This window comes from Akkermansiaceae bacterium (assembly GCA_019634595.1).
Taxonomy (GTDB): Bacteria; Verrucomicrobiota; Verrucomicrobiia; order Verrucomicrobiales; family Akkermansiaceae; genus Luteolibacter.
This window is the reverse complement of record JAHCBC010000006.1, coordinates 17,717-37,677: the sequence shown is the minus strand read 5'-3', so window position 1 is coordinate 37,677 and position 19,961 is coordinate 17,717. Positions and strand designations below refer to the sequence as shown.

Below are 19,961 nucleotides of genomic sequence, written 5' to 3'. Positions count from 1 at the left end.
CGCCAGCGTTTAGCTAGACGGCATCAAACGCAAATCCTTCAGCCTTCTCCTGGCACGCCGCTACCTGAACCCGCGGCGGTCGATGCTTTCTTCCTTCACGCTCATCTCGCTGGTCGGCGTGATGCTCGGTGTGCTGGTGCTCGTCGTGGTCATGGCCGTCTATTCCGGCCTGGAGCGCGATGTGAAGGAACGCCTGCTCGGATTCTCCCCTCACGTGCTTTTGAGGCACGCCGATCTCGGAGTCCCGGACGGCCCGATGGCGGACTGGAGCGCCGTCGCGGAAAAAGCGAAGGAGCTTCCATTCGTCGAATCCGCCGAAGGCTACGTGGAAGACTACGTCCTGCTGGACATCGGATCCTGGCAGAAGCCGGTCAAATTCTACGGAGTGGACACCTCCGAGCAGTCCCAGATCGAGGGACTCACCAAAATGCTGGATACGGAGGATTTTCCGAAATCCTCCGCCGACATGGGCCTGGATGACCGTGTCGTCGTTTCATCGACGCTGATCAATGGTTTCCGCGAAAGCGGCATGGATGTCGGCATCGGCAGCAAGATCAAGCTCTACTCCGCCCGCAACTTCGAGCAGGTGATGAAGGCCTACAAGGCCACCGACCGTCCACCGGTGCGCGAAGAGCACCCGGAGGAATGGAATGAGATCGAGAAAGCATTCTCCACCGGCTGGAAAGAGCAGGGGGACAAGCTGACCTTTCCCTACCAGCTTCTCCAGGAGACCTATGGCGTGCTGGACGGCCTCCGTTCGTCGGAGATCCGCGAGCAGGAAGCGGCCCTCATCTCCGACATCATGATCGCCCTGGACCCGGCGGAGCCAAATGAGGCGGCCGGGATCTACACCCTCCCGGCGGAAGCGAAGGCCACCATCACCGGGAAACTGGAAGCGCTCAGAACCTCGGATCCGGAGAAGATGAACAACGAGGCCTTCAAGAATCTGAAGACCATCGTGATGCCGAAAGAGGCGGAGATCATCGGTGTCTACAAGTCCTCCCAGATGGCGAATACTCCGGACGTCTTTGCCCCCCTCCACCTCGCGCAGTCTCTGGCCGGCCTGAAAAGCGGTGTCCAGGGCATCTCCCTCCGGCTGACCAACGCCGATCTTTCCGAAGAGGCGGCGCTGGAAGCCTCCCGGGCTCTGGGGCCTGATTGGTATATCAGCACCTGGGGTGACCAGTATGAGAGTTTCTTTCTCCTGATCAACCAGCAGCGGGCGATGATGTATTTCGCGCTCAGCTTCATCGTGTTGGTTTCCGCATTCTCGATGATGGCGGTGATGTTCACCGTGACCATCCAGAAGCGCCGTGAGATCGGGGTGATGAAAGCACTGGGAGCCGCCCCCTCACAGATCATCCGGGTGTTCCTCTACCAAGGCATGATCCTCGGAGTCTTCGGCTCGCTTCTGGGAGTCATCCTCGGCCGGGTGGTCATCCATTTCCGAGGGGAAATCCAGTCCGCGCTGCGCACCTTGGGCTTCGACCCTTTCTCGGCGAACTTCACCGGCTTCGGCGTCCTGCCCGCCCACAACAACCCGGTGGAGCAGGCGATGTTCGCGCTGATGGGCTTCGTGCTTTGTTCGCTCGCCGCGCTGGTGCCCGCCTTCTTCGCCGCCCGCAGCGACGCGGCCAAATCCCTGCGCAACCTCTGAGGTCATGGAAATCTGGCTCATCAAGGACGGCGAGAAAGCAGGGCCGTTCCACGACTACGAGATCCGCCGCAGGATCGGCACCGGAGATCTGGAGGCTTCCAGCCCCGCATGGCATGAGGGACTGCCCGCCTGGACCACCCTTTCCGAGATCGCCTTGTTCCGGGAGGAGTTCATCGAAAAGCCGTTGCCGGAAGAACCACCGGTGCAGCCCGAACCGCCGCCCCTGCCGCCATCCCCACCGGTGATTCCGGGAAAACCCCGCATCGTGCGGCGGTTCTGGGCACGCTGGCTCGACATCTACCTCTATGTCGGCCTGTGGTGGTTCCTGATGTGGCTCACCGGCAGGAACATCGAGTCCCTGGCCACAAGTCCGGTGGTGGCGATGACACGCCTCATCCCCTGGTTCGTGATCGAGATCCTGCTGATCCACCGTTTCGCAACGACCCCGGGCAAATGGCTGCTGGGGCTGAAGGTGACCAACCTGGACGGCTCCCACCTGACGCTCGGCCAGTCCACCCGCCGCGCGCTCCGCGTCTATTTCGTCGGCATCGGCTTCGCCATTCCCTACGTCCTGCCTTTCTGCATGGTCCTCAGCGCGTACACGGCAAAGCGGATCGGCGCACCGGTCTGGGACCATGTGGGGAAACACGGCGTGAACCCGAAGCCGCTCATCCCATGGAAAATCGCCGCGGTGGTGGTCACTTACGCCGGGGTGCTGCTGCTCCAGTTTCTGGTCCTCAGCCCTGTCATGACCAAGTTCATGATGCGGGATCTGAACACGGAGGAAGGGAAGCCGCTCAGGGACTACCTTGAGAAGCATCCTTTCTGGTCACTGCCCCCGCGGGACCAGTGAGGCGGCTCCAGCGCCGCACCACGAACTCCGGGAAAGCCTCCACGATTTCCGAAACGGGAAACTCCTCCTCGAATGGTGCAAGCCTCGTGTCCCCTTCGTACGCTCCGCCAACATGGCTCACCAGCCAGTCGTCCAGCAGCGGGGTGAAGGCGCGGTAGATCTCCGCCCCGCCGATGATGAACACGCGTCCATCCAGCCCGGAAAGCGAATGCAGATCCTCCGGAGCGTGGATCACCTCCACCCCCTCCGCGGACCATCCACGGTCGCGGGTGAGCACGATGTTCCGCCGCTTCGGCAGGGGCCTGCCAATGGACTCGTAGGTTTTCCGGCCCATGACGATGGGATACCCGGATGTGGTGCGTTTGAAGAATTTCAGATCCTCCGGCAGATGCCACGGCAGGGTGCCATCCTTTCCGATGACCCGGTCCGCCGTCATCGCCACCACCGCTGTCAGTTGCACGCTCATGAATCTTCCTTGTCCTCCCCGTAGTGGAAACGGTGCAGGATGCGGTGGGCGATGGGGCCGAACATGAGGCCCGCCATCGCCAGGAACGCCAGTCCGGAGAACAGCGCGTAGCACCCTGCGAAAATTTTCCCGGCATCCGTCTTCATGGGATCCACCGGCCCCATGCCGCCGAGGATCATGGAGGCGTTCAGGAACGCGTCCACCCACGGCATGTCCTCGATGAGGTGATAACCGAGCATGCCTATGAAAAGGGAGATACCGACCAGCACCAGGATGACGGCCAGCGTGCGCGCCATCCGCAGCATGAAGCCACGGTTGGAGAGCGGGCGTTCCTTTCTTTTCTCGAATCCCAGCATGGCGGGGCGTCAGACCGCGACCGGGGCCTTGATGGCCGGATGCGGATCGTAGTTATCCAGCCGGAAATCACCGAAGGTGAACGCGTCCAGCTCCGTGACTTCCGGGTTGATCCAGAGTTTCGGCAGTTTCCGCGGCTCCCGCGAAAGCTGGAGCTGCGCCTGTTCCAGATGGTTCTGATAGACGTGGACGTCGCCGAAGGTATGGACGAAGTCGCGGGCCTCGAAGCCGCAAACATGCGCGACCATCTCCGTGAGCAGGGCATAGGAGGCGATGTTGAACGGCACACCGAGGAAGAGGTCCGCACTCCGCTGGTAGAGCTGGCAGGAGAGCCCGGGCTTCCCGCCATCCACCGGTTCATGGACATAGAACTGGAAAAGGAGGTGGCAGGGCGGCAGGGCCATCTGGTTGAGCTGGCCGACGTTCCACGCGGAGACGATGTGGCGGCGGGAGTGCGGGTTGCCTTTCAGACCATCCACCAGCAGGCGGATTTGATCGACGGTGCGACCGTCGGCGGTCGGCCAGGATCGCCATTGCTTGCCATAAACGGGGCCGAGATCGCCGTTCTCATCCGCCCACTCATCCCAGATGGAGACGCCGTTTTCGGTGAGGTAGCGGGTGTTGGTCTCCCCTTTCAGGAACCACAGCAACTCATGGATGATGGAGCGCAGATGCAGCTTCTTCGTCGTCACGCAGGGGAAGCCCTCGCGGAGGTCATACCTGGCCTGCCTGCCGAAAACCGAGATGGTCCCCGTCCCCGTCCGGTCGGCGCGGTGCTCGCCATTCAACAGGACGTCTTTCATCAGTTCCAGATACGCCTTCATGGCGGGCAAGGTAGGCGGGGCCGGGCGGATTGTCCACTTTCCGCCGCGTTTCCTTGCATTGACACCCCGCGCGGCTCCCCTCCACTCTCGCCGCATGTCACGCTTTGCCAACAAAACCGCCGTTGTCACCGGAGGCGGCCGGGGAATCGGTCAGGAAATCGCCCGCGCGCTCGCCGCGGAAGGCGCGAAGGTCGCGGTGGTGAGCCGCAGCGAATCGAGCTGCGGAAAGGCCGCGGATGAGATCAACGCGGAGTTTCCCGGCTCGGCGAAGGCCTATGCCGTGGACGTGGCGGACCACACCGCCGTGCAGGAGCTGGCGAAGAAGATCAGCGAGGACTTCGGCACGGTGAACATCCTGGTGAACAACGCCGGTGTCACCCGTGACGGCCTGCTGATGCGGATGAAGGAAGAGGACTGGGACACCGTGCTGGACACAAACCTGAAGGGCGCCTTCAACACCGTGAAGGGGTTCATGCGCGTGCTGATGAAGGCGGAGGACGCCCGCATCATCAACATCGCCTCCGTCATCGGTCTGATCGGAAATGCCGGCCAGGCGAACTACTCCGCCTCGAAGGCAGGCCTCATCGGTTTCACCAAGGCTGTTGCCCGCGAGCTGGCGGGCCGCCAGGTGACCTGCAACGCCATCGCCCCCGGATTCATCACCACGGACATGACCGACGAGCTGCCTGCGGCGGTGAAAGAAGCGGTCATCGGCAAGATCCCGCTCGCCACCTTCGGCAACACGAAGGACATCGCGGAAGCGGTGGCATTCCTCGCAAGTCCGTCCGCACGCTACATCACCGGCCAGGTGCTGGCGGTCGATGGCGGGATGACAATGTGAGGCCGCGGTGCCATAGTGAAAGGCCATGGAACTCATCATACTGCGTCACGGGAAAGCGGAAGATCACCATCCATCCGGTGACGCGGGGCGGGAACTGCTGGAGAAAGGCCGCATCCAGTCACGGGATGCCGGTCATCTCCTGAAGGAGTCCGGCATGCTGCCGGAACTGGTGTTGTGCAGCCCGTTGGCGCGGGCACGCCAGACGGCGGACGAGTTCTGTACCGCCGCCGGACTGCCCGCACCGACGGTCGTTCCGTGGCTGGCGTCCGGGATGCACCCGGACACCGCGCTCAACGAACTGACCGCCTACCGCGAATTCAGCCGCGTGGCCATCATCGGCCATGAGCCGGACCTTTCCGATCTGATCCAGTGGCTGCTGGGCGCACGCGGGAACTCCATCGAGATAAAGAAAGGCTCGCTCGCCTGTGTCAGGGTCCACCCACCGTCAAAGCACGGCACGCTGCTTTTCCTCGCCCCGCCATCCATCGTGGGGAACCTCTGAGAAGGCGGTTGAGAGATCGCTTGGCACCGACGGTCATTTTCCCTATCCGATGGGACGGATGTCCCACTGGAAAAAATACCTGCCTTTTCTCGTCTATCCGGCCCTCGGGCTTCTGGTCGGCCGGGTTTCCCTGCGGGTGGCGGAATCCCGGGCGGAGGAATCATCAGCCACAGGGAAAAGCTCCGGCGCCCCCTCGCAGTGGAAACGGGATGACCGGGGCCGAGCGTCCGCGCCCGTGATGACCCGCCCGCAGTTGCTGGAGGCCATCCGCCGCAAGCTGGATGCACCAGCCGGGTCCACGGGGGTTCCCGCGAGCATCGCCGGATGGACGGATGCGGAGATCCAGGCCGCGCTCGATGAAGCTGCCGCGAAGCCCGAGGCCATGCTCAACGATTTCAACATGGCGACGACGCTCCTGCGGGCCTACGCGGAGCAAAACCCGGAGGGCGCGCTGGAGTGGGCCATCCGACAGACCGCCATGCAGAGAGGAAAATTCATCCCGGACGTGCTGCGCGCGTGGCCAGACGACAAGGCGGATGAAGCGCTCGCAATCGTCCGCAAGCACCGCGATGTCTTTGGCAGGAACGTCCCAATGTCCCTCGTTCCGAAACTGGTCACCGCCGCCTCCGCGGACGGCCCGGGGGCGGTGGTGGCACGGCTCCAGGAGATGATGGGGGACGGATTCAACCGCCTGACGACCTTTCCGGATCAAGTCGCGCCCGGATTCGACTACGGCGGCCTGCTTTCCTCACCGGAGTTCCAGGCGATGCGTCTCGACGGCATGAAAAGTTCCGTGCTCCATTGCTGGATGGCGGATGACCGCGATGCCGCTTTCCAGTGGGCGCTGGGCACGAACGGCCTCGGTTCGTTGTTCCAACTGCGGCCGCCCACCTGGAAAACCACACCGGAGAAGTCCGCGGAGCTCACCCGCTGGATGGCGGCCAAGGTTGAAGCCATGCCACCGGAGCAGCGGAACGAATTCGTGAGGATGAACAGGGATCAGTTCCGCCAGGACGGCGGAGATGCCTTGGTCTGGATCGAGTCGGTGAAAGCACCGGAACTGCGGGATGCCATCCGCACCGCCGCAGCGGAAGCCGTCTTCAGCCAGATGGAGACCTACATCGACCGTGGGTTGCAGGCGCTGGGGACCCTTCCGGACGGGGAGTCCCGCATCCGCGCCATGGAGGATCTGGTGAAGAACAGGGAGATCACTCCCCGCTTCAATCCTAGATCCACGGAGGAAGACCGCCTCCTGCGCACCCGGCTCGCGGAGTGGGGTGCGGATGAAGCGCGCATCGACGCGATCTTCCGTGGAATCATAGAGAAGGAACCGGAGGCCAGAGTCCGATGAAACCCACCATCCATGCTATCCTCGCCTTGGGCCTGCTCGCGGGCGGACTACTGCTGGGTCGCGCCATTCCCGCGGGCAGCACCGCGAAGTCTCCTACCATAAACGCAGTGGATGCTGCATCCCGCCATGCCAGGCAGAACCCCGCCACTGTGGAAACGGGAAGCGGGCAGCGGAACCTGGACGCCATCCTCGCCCGGCAAAGGGTGGATCGCAGCCCCACCGCGGAGCTGCAGCCGGAGGTGGAACGCCTCAGCACCGCCGCGCTGAAGGCGCTGGCTCTTGAACAGACAGCCAGCCTGGCATCCGCCACGCAGGAGGAAAGGAAGGCCCACGAGTTGCTGCGCCTGATGGTCCTGCAGGCGCTGTGGAAGCGCGAGGGCGCCGGAGCGCTGGAGTGGGCAGCGGGTCTGCCGGAAAAAAAGGAGCGCCGTGTGATCAGCCACCTGCTGCTGGAAAAGGCCCTGCCGGACAACCCCACCGCGGCCCTGCCGTGGATGGAGAAATACCACACGGAATACGGAAAGGCCGAAACCAACAACGAGTTCATCAGCATCGCGATGAAAGGAGCGGTGGACCGTGGAGCGGATGAGGTGATCCGCACCTTCGGAATGTTCAGCGGAGTCACCCTGATCAATCCGCTCTTCGGCTCCCGTTATCCGGACGATTTCGATTTCGCCAAACTCCACGCCGCCCTGGCTTCGAAAACCGACCTGCGGGAGGCGATCTCGCAATGGGCGCTCGTTGATCCGGACGCCGCGTGGGACGCGGTGAAGAACCAGCCGAAACCGACGGACGACCGCTCGAATCCCGCCACGCTGCTGATGAAGGCAGTGGCGGCAAAGGAGGGCGAAGCCTCCGGGGTGAAGTGGATCATCAACAAACTCTCCGTGCTCCCCTCCGGGGAGCGGGCGGAGCAGATGAAGCGGCTGGACGCGCGCGTAGAACTCTCCGCGGAAGGCGTTGCCATCATCACCGGCAGCCTGCCGCAGGAAGAACGTGCCGCGTATGTGGCGGAGCTGGTGCGGGTCTCCGGAGCGACACCACGGACGTATGCGGTGCTGGACGCCCTGCCCCGGAACGAACTGCTGCCCGCCCTGCAGCAGAGCCTCCGTGGATCGAACCAGCACGTCGGTCCTGTTACCGGCACGGAAGCCTCGGCCGCCTACGCTGACAGGATCGTGCGGGAGGTGCAGGAGCGCTTCTCCCTCACCGCGGAAGAGGCCGATGCCATCCGGAAGCTGCAGCCGGACTGACCACCAGCCCGTAAGTTCCTCACTGGTGGCAGGTCCACGGGACGCCGTCCGTGGTGAATGGCGGGTCGTTTTCCTTCGCCGTGATCTGCCGGGGCTTCACTTGGAACACAGGGAGGGCGATCTGCCTGCCATACTTGTCATCCACCATGGGATAGGTGGCTCCTTTTTTCTCGATGAGCAACCAGGCCGCGAAGATGTTGCCCGGATACTCGCCGATGAGGATGTCCAGGTCGATGGGCTGGTCTTTCTTCGCCTCGAACCAATCGCCGCGCCTCAGTTCACCGGCCCAGGCTTTGGTGTTCTCCTTCGGGTCCTGTTGGCGCCATTTGCTGGTGTTCTGGGTCCCCATGTAGTGGGAGACAAGGACGGTCCTGCCATTCACGCCTACGGCCATCACATCATCCGATGCTCCGACGAAGCGGTAGGTGCCGTCCTCCGGCGGGGAGACCTGCGCCTTGTAGATGACGAACCAGCTCATCGGCTGGACGACGCCCGCCAGGTCGAATGCCTCCGGCGCGGCCCCGGCGCTCATGGTGGGGATGAAAACATCCGTCGCATAAACCGGCTTCGTCCCGCGGAAGAAGCGGCTCAGCACGCTTTCATCCCAGCCACTGTCGAGGAACTCGCCCAGGGTCTGGAGGTAGTTCACCTTCACCGGCTGGCGGCGCTGGTTCTGCTTCAGGTCATAGAAAATGCCGATCATCGCTCCGGCGGATTTTTCCGCGGAGCCGAAAACGGATCCGGCCTGCTCGGCGGCGGAAGCCCCTCCGCAGAGGAGGGCCATGGCGGCGGCGATGGTGCGCTTCATCATGGGGGTCAGCGGTATTGCTTCCAGGTATCGGAGGCGCGTGAGAAAGGCGGTGACTTGCCCGGGTCCTTGTTGGGGATCTCCATGGGGGCGAGCTGGAAGACTGGCAGCACCGGGTGACCGTCCTTGTCCGACGGGTAGCTTTCACCCTGCTTCTGATAAAGCAGGAAGGCGCAGAAATCCCCACCGGGACGCTCGCCCACCAGCACATCCAGATCGACCGGCTCGTCCTTTTTCAGCGTCACCCATTCGCCATAGGTGAGTTCGCCGTTGAAGGCCTTCGCGCCTTTTTTTTCCGTCGTCTGCCAGAGCTTCTCCAACCGCATGTCGTGCCGCGCACCGATGCAGACGGTCTTGTTGTTCACCGCCACAGCGATGGCGTCATCCGCATACGCCACGAAGCGGTAAGTGCCATCCTCCGGCGGGGACACCTGCCCCTTGTAGTGGATGACCCAGCAGGAGGCCTTCATCACCTTGTCCACGCCATAGGCCTTCGGCGCGGCTCCGGCATCCATGCCGGGGATGAAGATCTGCGTGGAATAGAGCGGGCGCGTGACCCGGAAAAACTTGTTCAACACCACCTCATCCCAGCCCTTGCCGAGGAAATCCTGCACCACACCGGGGTAGGTCTCCGCCGTGATCTTCGACGGCTGCATCGACTGGGTCTGCTTGAGATCATAGATGATCGCGATCAGGCCCGGAGCGTCCTTTTCACTGGAGCCGAAAAGTCCGGAATCCTCCTGCGCGGATAGTCCCGCCGGGATGAGTGAAAGCAGAAATGCCAACACTGCCGCACCACACCACCGCGATCCCCGTTCCGCTGTCCTTTTCATATCAACCATCATTCCTGGTTGGCCGCTTCGGCCAGGTTGCGGATGTACTGCTGCACCATCGCTTCATATTCCGTCGGGGCCTTTTCCTGCTGCAGCAGTGACAGCGCCTCACGCTGGCCGCCGCCGCCCTTTGACACGGCGGAGACTCCGGAAATTTCCTCCTTCTGCCTGCCCATCGGGCCGGCCGGGCTGTTGGTGTCCTGCCGGGAAGAGTCGCCCTTGTTCTGCTGGTTGGCCTGCTGCTGTTCCCCCTGCTGCTGGCCCTGCTTCGCCGCGAGCCGGTTGGCGGCGCGCTGGAGGCCGGTGAGCGCCAGGTTGGCGTTCCCCTCCGCCCGGTCGAGGTTCCAGCGGGATTTTTCCTGATCCTGCTTCGAGCCGACGCCGATGCCTTCCTCCGTCTTGGCAATCCCCTCGTCCGCTTTCTTCAATTCCTCCTGCACGAATTTTTCGACCGCCTCGCCCGCCTTCGCGACTTCCTGCCGGGCCTGGTCGAGCATCTGCCGGGCGTTGTCGAGCCGCTGCCTGGCATTCGCCTGGTCACTGCCGTCGCGGAGCTGCCGCTTCGCAAGCTCCATCTGGCCTTTCGCCGCCATGATCTGATCAACCGCGTCCGAGATGGCCTCCTGTTGCTGGCTCATCTCTTCGGAAGACTGCTGGCTGTCCTGCCCCTGTTGCTGATCCTGGTTCCCGGCGAGAGCATCCGCCTGTTGCTGGAGCATTTCACTCGCCTGCTCCAGTTTCTCCGCCACGGCCTTCTGCGAATCCGTGGCCTTCGCCACGTTGTCGATGTTCTCCATCGCCTCCTTGTCGCGGATCTTTTCGGCGACCTGCGCGGATTCCTGCTTCGCCTGGTCCACCTTGGAGGCGGCTTCCTGGTTCAGTTTCTCCAGGCTTTCCTTCGCGAGCTCCATCTGGTCGGAAAGCTTCTCCTGTTCCTTGCGGACCGCCTGCTTGTTCTCGTTCCCCCAGCCTTCCGTCAGCTTCTTCGCGAGCTGCTCCTGCTTGTCGGCAAGCTGTCCCATCTTGTCCGCGAGTTCACGGGACTGTTCCTCCGCCGTCTTCCGTTCCTGGAGGCTCTCCGCCATCTGCTTCATGTTGCGGAGCAGTTCCTCCTGCTGTTTCACCGCCTCGGCGAAATCCGTCTTCACGCTTTCCGCCGCCTGTTCCGCCTGGTTGCGGATGAGGTTCTGCTCGCCTTCCTTCAGCGCTTTCTCGAACGCTTCCTTGTCAGGAGACTCCGACTTCTCCGCGAGGTTCTTGAGGGCGTCCATGGTCATGGCGATCTCCTTTTTGATCGCCTCCTGCTCGGACTTGCTCATCTCCCGGACCTGCAGGAGTTCATGCTTCACCTTTTCCGGCTTTTCGCCGGTTTCGGCGAGGCGCTTCGTGTCGCGCAGGTTCGCCATCTGCCGCAGGGCGAGATTGTCGAGCCGCCGCTGCATCTCCGCCTCTTCCTTCTGTAGGGTAAGGCGGTCCGCCACGGCGCGGAGGAGCGCCTGGATCTCCTTCTGGCCGCTGCTGGCCTCCACCAGCTTCGCCTTCGATTCATCGACCTGCTCGGCGCGGCTCGCCTCGCGGAGAATCTTCACCACGGCGATCATGTCCTGCTCGGTGACCACATCGAGTTCGCCGAGCGCTTCGGTGAGCTTCTTCAGCTCGCCGGACGCCGCCTGGTAGCGGCTGAACTCTTCCAGCAGCCCGGCCATCTCGCCCTTCAGGCGGCGGGTGGTGGCACGGAGCTGTTCCTGGGAGACGCTGGTCTGGTAGGCCGTGGTCTGCACCGACCGCTCTTTCTTCTCCTGCGCGACTGCCGGAAAGGTGGATGCGATCAGGCCCGCGATCAGGAAATGGCTGGCGATGGGAGGTTTCATGGCGGTGGTGGTATATCAACGGATGGAGTCATCCGTCCTTTCGTTCATTCCTCGCTGCAGTTCGTAGAGCTTCTCGATATCCTTCGCACGTTCGCCCAGGAGTTCGAGCAATTCCGTGCGCTTCTGTTCCTCGGAAACGACGCGGATGATCTTTTCCGCGCTGCGGGTGATGGCCACGGCCTTCTCCGGGTTGTTGTCCTCCGCCTCGATCCAGCAGGTAATGGTGCCGCCCACCGGAACCACGGGCACCAGCAGTCCGAGGTCCCACACGAAGGTCCTCGAGAACGATTTCTCCGCCGGATCGAACTGCATCGGGATCTGGCCCTCCTCCGCGGACTCGACCGCCCCGGCACCAGTGGGACGGAACACGCGGTAGCAGAGCGCGACGCGCTGCAGCCCGAAATCATCCCCCACCCGGAACACGAACGGAACTTTCTCCCCCGGGATCACGGTGATGGTTTCCTTCTTCGGCTGGCTGACCAGCACGGACGGCGGACGGTCGCGGACCAGCTCCACGCGATAGACCGGATCGTTCGCCGAGGCTTCACCGGCCGCGCTGACAAGATGGACCGACATCGACTTCCAGCCGCTTTCAGGAACCTTCAACTCCGTCTTCAGGGAGGTCTTCGCGTCTCCGGAGATTTCGAGAGGGAGAACATCCGGCACGCCCTTGATCTCCAGCACGGCGGATTGCAGGGCTTCGGATCCTTCCGCGCTGATCTTCAACTGGGAGCCTGCCAGCAAGCGCAGAGCGGATGGCGACATGATGGTCTCCGGCAGGCCGGTGTGCTTCGGATAAACCTGGGTGAAGGTGATCTGTCGCAGCACGGGCGGCACCCGCACGCCCACCTGATGCTCCGGGCCGACGCCATCATGGAGTTCAAACCGGTAGGCGAAGGATTCACGCACGTTCCGCACCGAAAACTGGAACACACCCTCCTCAGTCCGTGACGGGGAGACGGGGATGTTCTCCACCGTGCCGTCCGGATGGGTGACGACCAGACGCCCGGACTGCGGCACCACTCCGTCCGCCTTCGCGGAAAGCGCGGCGTCCGTGCCCGCGACGACGATCATGTCGCCGGACAGGTCCACCACCTTCGTTTCGTCCGGAAACACCGCATTTGAAAGAAGGATGCGCTGCACCAGCAAGGGCGAGAGCGGCAGGCCCCACGCGAAGCAACCGGCGGCGGCGAGCAGGACGGCCACGCAGATGGTGGCGATCCGCTTCAGGCGGCGCGTCTTCACGACGCCGCGCGCGATGTCGCCTTTCTCCGCTTCATGCGAGACGTCCGCCAGCAGCTTCTCCACCAGAGGACGCGAGCCGGAGGGGAAATCCGAACCACGCTCGGAAAACTCGACGGCGGAAATGAGCGACGTCCTGAAATCCGGCAGGGTCCGCTCGACCAGCAGCGCCGCCTTCCTGCGGTCCAGCCGCCGGCACAGCGGCACCAGCACGAAAAACCACAGGAGCACCAGGGCGGCGACACCGTTGAGTGCGAGCAGCACCGCCCGTGCGTTCCATGACAGTTCCAGCCAGCGGTCGGCGGTGGCTTGGAGCACCCATGCGAAGGCGATGACGGCCAACAAGAGCAGCGGGAACTCCGCCACGCGCACCGCCAGCCAGCGCCGCCGCACCGCATCGAGCGCGCGGGCGAGGCCGTGAGGCAGAGGGAGTGATGATCGGGGAGCGCTCATGTCATTTCAGTTGCGTCAGCCGCCGCAGCAGCCATTCGAGGAAAAGGAACCCGAGCAGCGCGGCCAGGAACCATCCGTTATGGAACAGGTCCAGTTTCTTGAAGGTGGCGACGGTGGCGCTTTTCGCGGCGATCTTGTCCGGCAGCCCGGCGAGATCCTCCTCACGGAAGAAAAGCCCGCCGGAGATCTCCGCCATCGACTTCAGCAGTTTCTCGTCGAGCGCGGTCTGGTTGCGTTCCGGGCGGGAATCGATGACCTCGAACTTCACGATGCCCTCCGGATCACGGGTGGTGGCGAAGCTGTAGCTGCCCGGCGTGCTGGCGGTGAACTCCCCGCGGAACGCGTTGCGGTCGATGCCGTGGAGTTCGAACGGCTCCTCCACTGCCTTTCCACCGGACTCCATTTTCATCGTGCCCTCCAGCGTCGGGACAAGCAGCGGCTCGAAGCCCTCCGTATAGGCGTTGCCGGAGATCACCACGGTGTCACCGATGGAGTATTGCTTCCGCTCCGACTTCAACTGGGTGAGCGAGGACGCGCCTTCCAGAAGCTGCAGCGCCAGCGTCTGCATGATCTGGCCCCATAGGATGGAGTAGTATTTCTCCCCCGTCCGGCTGCGCCAGCGGTAGGTTTCGTCCGTTCCGAAATAGACGCACTTGCCGGAGCCATAGCCCTGCATGGCGAAGACCGGCAGCAGGCCGTAGCGGCCGGACTTCTCCGGCCGGGGATCGACCAGCAGGACTTCCGCACCCGGCTTTACGCGGGCCACGGGAGCCGTCCAGCGGACACCGGGAAAGGCTTCCCAGATGCGCTTGTTCTCCTCCGGATCCGGATCCATCTGGAGGTATGGGGAGTTCTCGCCGATGCGGCTGAGCTGGAGCTGGAAAGGCTCCCGCTCACGGACGGTCGCCGCGTCCCGCGAAAGCATGGTGTCCGGGACCACCGGCAGCAGCGACTCCAGCGGAGTGCCCGCGTACGCGGTGGGGCTGAAATTCGGGCCACTGAGGAAAATGATGCCGCCACCGGCCTGCACCCATTCCGCGATGATCTGCATGCGCTCCTCCCCGAGGTCCTCCGGATTCACATCGCCGAGGATGATGACCTGGGATTTGAAATAGGCGTCGCGGGATTCCGGCAGCGATGGCAGGAACGGTGAGTTCTCGATCTGGTCGAGGCCCGGCTCGCCGTCGATCATGACGCACTTCACCTCCAGCCGCGGGTCCCGCTGGAGGTAGTCCAGCAGGTAGCGGAAGTCCCAGCGCGGCTCCTGCTCGATGAGCAGCACGTTGAACTTGCTGTCCGTCACCCGCACCAGGGCGGAGGCGATGTTGTTGTCCTTGCCTGCCTCATCCGGCTGCACCGGGATGGAGATCTCAAGTTTCAGCTCGCCCGCCACCTTCGGCTCATAGGTGAAGGAAACCTCCTGCTCCCGGTCACCGCCGATGGTGATTTCCTTCCCGTCCACGATCTCCCCGTTCGCGATGAGGCTGGCGGTGACCGCCTTCTCCTCCATGCTCCGGGACGCGATCTTTCCGCGGACCTCCAGCTTCTCCTCCACGAAGGCGAGCTTCTGCGCGATGACCTCCCGCACCTGCACATCCCGCGGTGACGTCACGCCGACGCCGTAGATGAACAGCGGCACGCCCTGTTCCTTTGCGATCTGCGCGGCCTCGATGGGTGACGAGCCGCCGTTGTTCGCGCCGTCGGTCACCAGCAGCACCCCACCCGCGGGCTGCGGGCGCGGTTCCTGCAGCACCTGGCGCACGGCCTCACCGATGGCAGTGGCGCTTTCCCCATACTTCAGTCCTGAGAAAATCTTCGCGGCGTCCTCACGCTTCAGCTCACCTTCCGGTGACGCGACGCGGGAGACGTTCCGGCCGAACTGATGGAACAGGAGGTCCGACTGCTCCGACAGGCGAGGCCAGAGGTCCAGCTTCGGGCTGGCGGCGATGCCCTCGAGGATCTTGTTGCGGGGGATGCCCGTCTGGCGGGAGCCGGTGGCGATCTCCGCGCGCTCCAGGTCCTCCTTGCCCTCGCGGCGGTCCTCGAACCTCATGCTCTCGGAATCATCCACCAGCACCAGCAGCGGCTGGCGCACCGGATCATGCACGGTGAGGTTCAGCACCGGCTTTGCCAGCAAGGCGGCCAGCACCAGTACGGCGGCGATGCGGAAGAACGCCATCAGGATCTTCCTCCAGCGCGGGGCGGAGCCTGCGAATTTCCAATAGGCGAAGACCGTGGCCATGGAGGCGACCACGAACAACGCGAATGCCAGGCCGGGCGAGATACCCTCGAAGCTCACCCGCCATTCCGTGGCGGCCAGTGTGGGGAAGATGGCTTTCATACGGACCGGGTGTGGCTGATGCGATGGGCCATGATTGCTTCCACGACGAAAATGGCGGCGACGATCCAGAGGAGCATCGTCCAGAACTCCTTGGTGACGACGGAGCGGGTGACCTCCGTTTTCTCCGCTTCACCCCCGGCGGTTTCCAGCCCGGCGATGATCTCCGGATCGACCTGCCGCAGGTCCGACTCGGCGGGATCGATCTGCACGGCGAAGGTGGCGAGCAGGTCGTTGCCCACGCTCACCTGATAGATGCCCGCCTTCTCGGTCGCGGCGTAGCGGACGAAAGTCTGCTTGTCGTCGGACACGACCTGGCCCGCGGTCCGGCTGGAGTCGCTGCCAGGGCGGCGCACGGAGAAGTCGCTGCCTTTCCACTGTTCATCGACCGGCTTGCGGAATGCCTCGCCCGGGGAAAGGATGAGCCGGGATTCGTTGCGGCGGTTCAGGTGGCCCATCATGCGTTGCAGGAAGGGAACAAACGCCGGATGCAGCGGCAGGTTGTTCCACTCCGGCGTGGCGGTGCTGTTGAAAAGGACGACATTCCCCTCACCCACGGTCCACTCGACCACGGCGGGTTCACCATTGGCCAGTTGGGCGATGACACGCGGGGATCCTGTCTTCTTCACCGTGAGCGGAAAGTGGCGGAAGAACTTCACGGCGGACAGGCTGCCCTGTGCGGAGTCATTCCACAGGGCGGTGACCGGATGGCTGAAGGCGGTGTTCTGGAAGCTCTGCGCGGCAGCGCCCTCCGCCTCCTCCGTGGGGATGCCCAGCTCCGCTGGCAGCAGTTCCTGCAGCGCGGCGTTGGCTTTCCAGTCATCCGGGTTCGTCTGCGGACCGGGGAAGATGATGAGATTCCCACCGCGTCCGACGTAGTCTTTCAGGGCGGTGGTGACGGTGGAGGAAAGCGGGCCGGGATTGCAGAGGAAGATCGACTGGGCGGCGGTGTTGTTCCGGTTGCCGAGTTCCGCGGGCAGGTCCGCGATGGAGGTGGGGACGGCGGCGAGGAAATGGCGCGCCATCTGGTCCGGTGACAGCGGCACCAGAGCATTGGCGACGAAGAACCCATCACGGTCCACGGCGGGCACGGAGGGATTCTCCTCTGCCACCAGCACGTTCATCTGGCTGACCACATCCAGCGCGGCGACACGCCTGTTGTCGGCGGCAAAGGCATCCGGAGGGATGCTGGCGACCAGCGACTGCGGACCGGCATCGGGAAAGGAGATGATGACACTCGCTGCCTGCCGGGTGCCGGGTTCGATCCTGGCAATCGTGGCGTCCGCCATCGGCGGACCATCCCCGATGGCAAGGGTGACCTTCAGATTTTCCACGGCGGTGGTTCCGTAGTTCCCCACCTCGATGTGGAAACGACATGGCTGCCGCGCCGCCACCACGCCGCCATCCGCACGCAGGGCGACCAATCCGACATTGTCCGCCACCTTGTCCCCGACGATGACCGTCTTGATGCGGATGCCGGGATTATCCTCCGCCAGCTTCAGGATTTCCGCGTTCTTCGCCCAGCCGCTGGCCTGGCCGTCCGTGTAGATGAGAATCTGCCGCGGTCTGCCGCTGATGGTCTTCAGGCTTTCGACCGCGAGCCGCACGGCCTGCGCCAGGTCCGTGCCACGGTCGCTGGCTTCCGCCTCCGACAGCATCTTCCTCACCAGCCCGAGATCGGGTCCGGGCTTCGGCACCAGGGTCTCGGTGCGGTTGGAGACGAGGTAGAGCGCGGCCAGCGATTGGGAAGGCTGCTTGTCCAGCCAGGTGCCGATCTCCTTTTTCGCCTGGTCGAGCAGGGTGGTCGCACCCGCGCTGCGGGTCATGCTGGCGGAGTTGTCCAGCAGGATGACGGCGGCAACGGCTTCACCGTCGTCCGCGCCTCCCTTGACCAGCGCGGTGAGGACGGGGCGGGCGAAGGCCAGCACCGCCAGCGCCACCAGCAGGCAGCGGAGGATCAGCAGGATCAGGTCCTCCATCTTCACCCGCTTCTGGTTCTTCTGGATGCTGTCCAGCAGGAAGCGCATGGCCCCCCAGTCCGTGGTCCGCACCCGGAACTTGTTGAGGAGGTGGATGATGATCGGGACGGACACCGCGGCCAGCCCCGCCAACATCATGGGATGGAGGAAATTCATGGCAGCGGAGCGCGGACTTCAGTCCGCATGAAGAGAAGTTTTTCAAACCACGGATGGACGCGGATGGACACGGATGAAGAAACAACAATGGACTCTTTTATCCGTGTCCATCCGCGTCCATCCGTGGTTTTCCAATTCCCCAGCCCTGGCAGTTGATCGAAAGAATTCATCATTTCCTGCTGACGGATTGGCGGAAGGCGAGGTAGCCGCTGAGCGTTTCCGCGAGCGGCTTGCCGGTATCCGCGAGGATATAGTGCGCCTGGAACTTTTCGCAGATGCGGCGGATGCGGAGACGGAATGCGTCAAAGTTCTTCAGATACTCCCGGCGGATGTCCGCGGGCGATGCCTTGAGCTGGGTCGGTCCTTCGAGGTCCTTGAACTTCCAAGTGCCGTTGAAGGGGAAGGTCAGCTCGTAGGGATCGAGCGTGTGGAAAACGATGACCTCGTTGCCGGAAAACACGAGCCGCTCCAGCCCTTTCACCAGGCCTTCCTCGTCATCGAAGAAGTCACTGATGAGGACGACGATGCCGCGGCGGCGGGCTTCGCGGGCGACCTGTTCCAGGGCGACACCCAGCTTTGTTTCGCCCGTGGCCTGGAAGGCGGCGAGCCGGTCCATGATGTGCTGGATCTTCGGCAGGCTGTCGGTGCGGGGGAGGTATTCCCTCACCTCCGTATCCACCAGCGCGAGCGCGACGGCGTCCCGCTGGAGGAGGATCATGTGCGACAGACAGGCGGCGAGCGCCTTTGCGAAATGGAGCTTCGCCACCTTGGCGGAGCCGTAGTTCATGGACGCGCTGCCATCCACGACAAGGTGGGTCACGAAGTTCGTGTCCTGCTCGTACTGCTTGATGTAGTAGCGGTCGGAGCGGCCGAGCACCTTCCAGTCCAAGTGGCGCATGTCATCGCCCGTCGCATACTCGCGGTGCTGCGCGAACTCGATGGCGAAGCCATGGAACGGCGAGCGGTGCTCACCGACGCGGTAGCCCTCCACGATCTTCCGTGCCATCAGGCCGAGCGCCTCGCCGCGCGAAACGGCATCCGCATCCAGGAGATCAGGCGTCATGTTTCGGGATCGCGCTCAGAACCTTCGCGATGACGTCGTCCGGGGTGATGCCCTCGCTCTGTGCCGAGAAATTCGGCGCGATGCGGTGGCGCATGATCGATGGGGCGACGGCGGCAACGTTCTCGCAGCCGACATACACCTGCCCGTTGATGAGCGCGTGGGCCTTCGCCGCCATGATGAGGCTGAGGCTGGCGCGCGGGCCCGCGCCGAAGCTGAGGTACTGCTTGCAGTAGTCCAGCGCGCCTTCCTCCCGCGGGCGGGTGCTGCGGACGATGTCACGCGCATACCGGAAAACATGATCGGCGACCGGCAGCGCCTTGACGATCTCCTGGAGACGGATGATCGCCTCGCCATCGAGGACCGGCTGGGGCTTCTCCCCCTTGCCGCTGGTGCCGCGCTTCATGACCTGCAGCTCCTCCTCCGCGTCCGGATAGCCGACGTGGATGAGGAACATGAAACGGTCGAGCTGCGCCTCCGGCAGCGGGTAGGTGCCCTCCTGCTCCAGCGGGTTCTGGGTCGCGAGGACGAAGAACGGCGACGGCAGTGGCCGGGTCACGCCACCGACGGTCACGCGGCGCTCCTGCATGGCCTCGAGCATGGCGGCCTGGGTCTTCGGCGGAGTCCGGTTGATTTCGTCCGCGAGGACGATGTTCGAGAACAACGGGCCGGGCAGGAACTTGAACTGCTTCTCACCAGAAACCGGATCCTGATAGATCACCTCCGTACCGGTGATGTCACTGGGCATCAGGTCCGGGGTGAACTGGATGCGGCGGAAGGACATCTTCAGCGTGTCCGCCAAGGTGGAAATGAGGAGGGTCTTCGCCAAGCCGGGCACCCCCACCAGGAGCGCGTGGCTCCGCGTGAAGATGGAGATCAGGATTTCCTCAACGACCTTTGACTGGCCGACGATGACTTTCGCGAGTTCCTGCTGGATGGCCGCGTAGGTCTCGCGGCAGGCTGCGACATCGGCGGGATTGATTTCGAGTTCTCGCTGTGTTCCAGCGACGGAAGGAGTGGACATGGGCGGTTGGCCAACCTCTACACCAACCACTCACATCCCCTTACAAGAAAACTCGGGAACACGCGAAAATTCCTTACAGAACAAGGGTTTCCCTGT

17 protein-coding genes are annotated in these 19,961 nt (G+C 63.6%); 6 read left to right on the top strand and 11 right to left on the bottom strand.

Annotation, left to right across the window (positions count from 1 at the left end; genetic code table 11):
- Positions 1-82 precede the first annotated feature (82 nt).
- Both KF712_19605 and KF712_19600 read left to right on the top strand, forming a co-directional pair.
- The gene (locus KF712_19605; protein ID MBX3743201.1) at positions 83-1,657 is read left to right on the top strand and encodes an ABC transporter permease; all 1,575 of its coding nucleotides are present in this window, start codon (positions 83-85) and stop codon (positions 1,655-1,657) included.
- Between the two features lie 4 nt (positions 1,658-1,661).
- A complete protein-coding gene (locus tag KF712_19600; GenBank protein MBX3743200.1) occupies positions 1,662-2,510 on the top strand; it encodes an RDD family protein in 849 nt (282 codons plus the stop codon).
- Here the strand turns inward: KF712_19600 and KF712_19595 are convergent.
- From KF712_19595 to KF712_19585, 3 genes are read right to left on the bottom strand one after another with little or no spacing between them, the layout of a single operon-like run.
- Positions 2,455-2,976: a dihydrofolate reductase gene (locus KF712_19595; protein MBX3743199.1), complete on the bottom strand. Its 522-nt coding sequence runs from the start codon at positions 2,974-2,976 to the stop codon at positions 2,455-2,457. The two genes, KF712_19600 and KF712_19595, sit on opposite strands and share 56 nt — an antisense overlap.
- Positions 2,973-3,332, bottom strand: coding sequence for a hypothetical protein (locus KF712_19590; GenBank protein ID MBX3743198.1), 360 nt, complete (start codon positions 3,330-3,332; stop codon positions 2,973-2,975). Before KF712_19590 ends, KF712_19595 begins: the two co-directional genes overlap by 4 nt.
- Before the next feature lie 9 nt (positions 3,333-3,341).
- Positions 3,342-4,154 carry a thymidylate synthase gene (locus KF712_19585; protein MBX3743197.1) on the bottom strand — a complete coding sequence of 271 codons (813 nt, stop codon included), beginning with the start codon at positions 4,152-4,154 and terminating at the stop codon, positions 3,342-3,344.
- A 94-nt stretch (positions 4,155-4,248) separates the two neighbouring features.
- Here KF712_19585 and fabG point away from each other — a divergent pair, with 94 nt between their 5' ends.
- From fabG to KF712_19565, 4 genes are read left to right on the top strand one after another with little or no spacing between them, the layout of a single operon-like run.
- Complete coding sequence (gene fabG, locus KF712_19580) at positions 4,249-4,995, top strand: 3-oxoacyl-[acyl-carrier-protein] reductase (protein MBX3743196.1); 747 nt, start codon at positions 4,249-4,251, stop codon at positions 4,993-4,995.
- Positions 4,996-5,020: 25 nt separating this feature from the next.
- A complete protein-coding gene (locus tag KF712_19575; protein ID MBX3743195.1) occupies positions 5,021-5,497 on the top strand; it encodes a histidine phosphatase family protein in 477 nt (158 codons plus the stop codon).
- 58 nt (positions 5,498-5,555) lie between these two features.
- Positions 5,556-6,848: a hypothetical protein gene (locus KF712_19570; protein MBX3743194.1), complete on the top strand. Its 1,293-nt coding sequence runs from the start codon at positions 5,556-5,558 to the stop codon at positions 6,846-6,848.
- A complete protein-coding gene (locus KF712_19565) occupies positions 6,845-8,101 on the top strand; it encodes a hypothetical protein (protein MBX3743193.1) in 1,257 nt (418 codons plus the stop codon). The genes KF712_19570 and KF712_19565 overlap by 4 nt, the downstream gene beginning before the upstream one ends.
- A gap of 19 nt (positions 8,102-8,120) precedes the next feature.
- On the opposite strand, the gene KF712_19560 is transcribed toward KF712_19565, so the two are convergent.
- The 8 genes from KF712_19560 to KF712_19525 all read right to left on the bottom strand — a co-directional run bounded on the left by KF712_19560 (position 8,121) and on the right by KF712_19525 (position 19,865).
- Positions 8,121-8,912 (bottom strand): hypothetical protein, encoded by a 792-nt coding sequence (locus tag KF712_19560; GenBank protein MBX3743192.1) that lies wholly within the window; start codon positions 8,910-8,912, stop codon positions 8,121-8,123.
- A 5-nt stretch (positions 8,913-8,917) separates the two neighbouring features.
- Positions 8,918-9,694 (bottom strand): hypothetical protein, encoded by a 777-nt coding sequence (locus tag KF712_19555; GenBank protein MBX3743191.1) that lies wholly within the window; start codon positions 9,692-9,694, stop codon positions 8,918-8,920.
- Between the two features lie 56 nt (positions 9,695-9,750).
- A complete protein-coding gene (locus KF712_19550; GenBank protein ID MBX3743190.1) occupies positions 9,751-11,613 on the bottom strand; it encodes a hypothetical protein in 1,863 nt (620 codons plus the stop codon).
- Between the two features lie 15 nt (positions 11,614-11,628).
- Positions 11,629-13,308 (bottom strand): hypothetical protein, encoded by a 1,680-nt coding sequence (locus KF712_19545; GenBank protein MBX3743189.1) that lies wholly within the window; start codon positions 13,306-13,308, stop codon positions 11,629-11,631.
- A gap of 1 nt (position 13,309) precedes the next feature.
- Positions 13,310-15,649, bottom strand: a complete 2,340-nt coding sequence (locus KF712_19540; protein MBX3743188.1) for a VWA domain-containing protein — start codon at positions 15,647-15,649, stop codon at positions 13,310-13,312.
- Positions 15,646-17,781 (bottom strand): BatA domain-containing protein, encoded by a 2,136-nt coding sequence (locus KF712_19535; protein ID MBX3743187.1) that lies wholly within the window; start codon positions 17,779-17,781, stop codon positions 15,646-15,648. The genes KF712_19540 and KF712_19535 overlap by 4 nt, the downstream gene beginning before the upstream one ends.
- Positions 17,782-17,950: 169 nt before the next feature.
- Positions 17,951-18,844, bottom strand: a complete 894-nt coding sequence (locus tag KF712_19530; protein MBX3743186.1) for a DUF58 domain-containing protein — start codon at positions 18,842-18,844, stop codon at positions 17,951-17,953.
- Complete coding sequence (locus tag KF712_19525) at positions 18,834-19,865, bottom strand: MoxR family ATPase (protein ID MBX3743185.1); 1,032 nt, start codon at positions 19,863-19,865, stop codon at positions 18,834-18,836. Before KF712_19525 ends, KF712_19530 begins: the two co-directional genes overlap by 11 nt.
- Positions 19,866-19,961 lie beyond the last annotated feature (96 nt).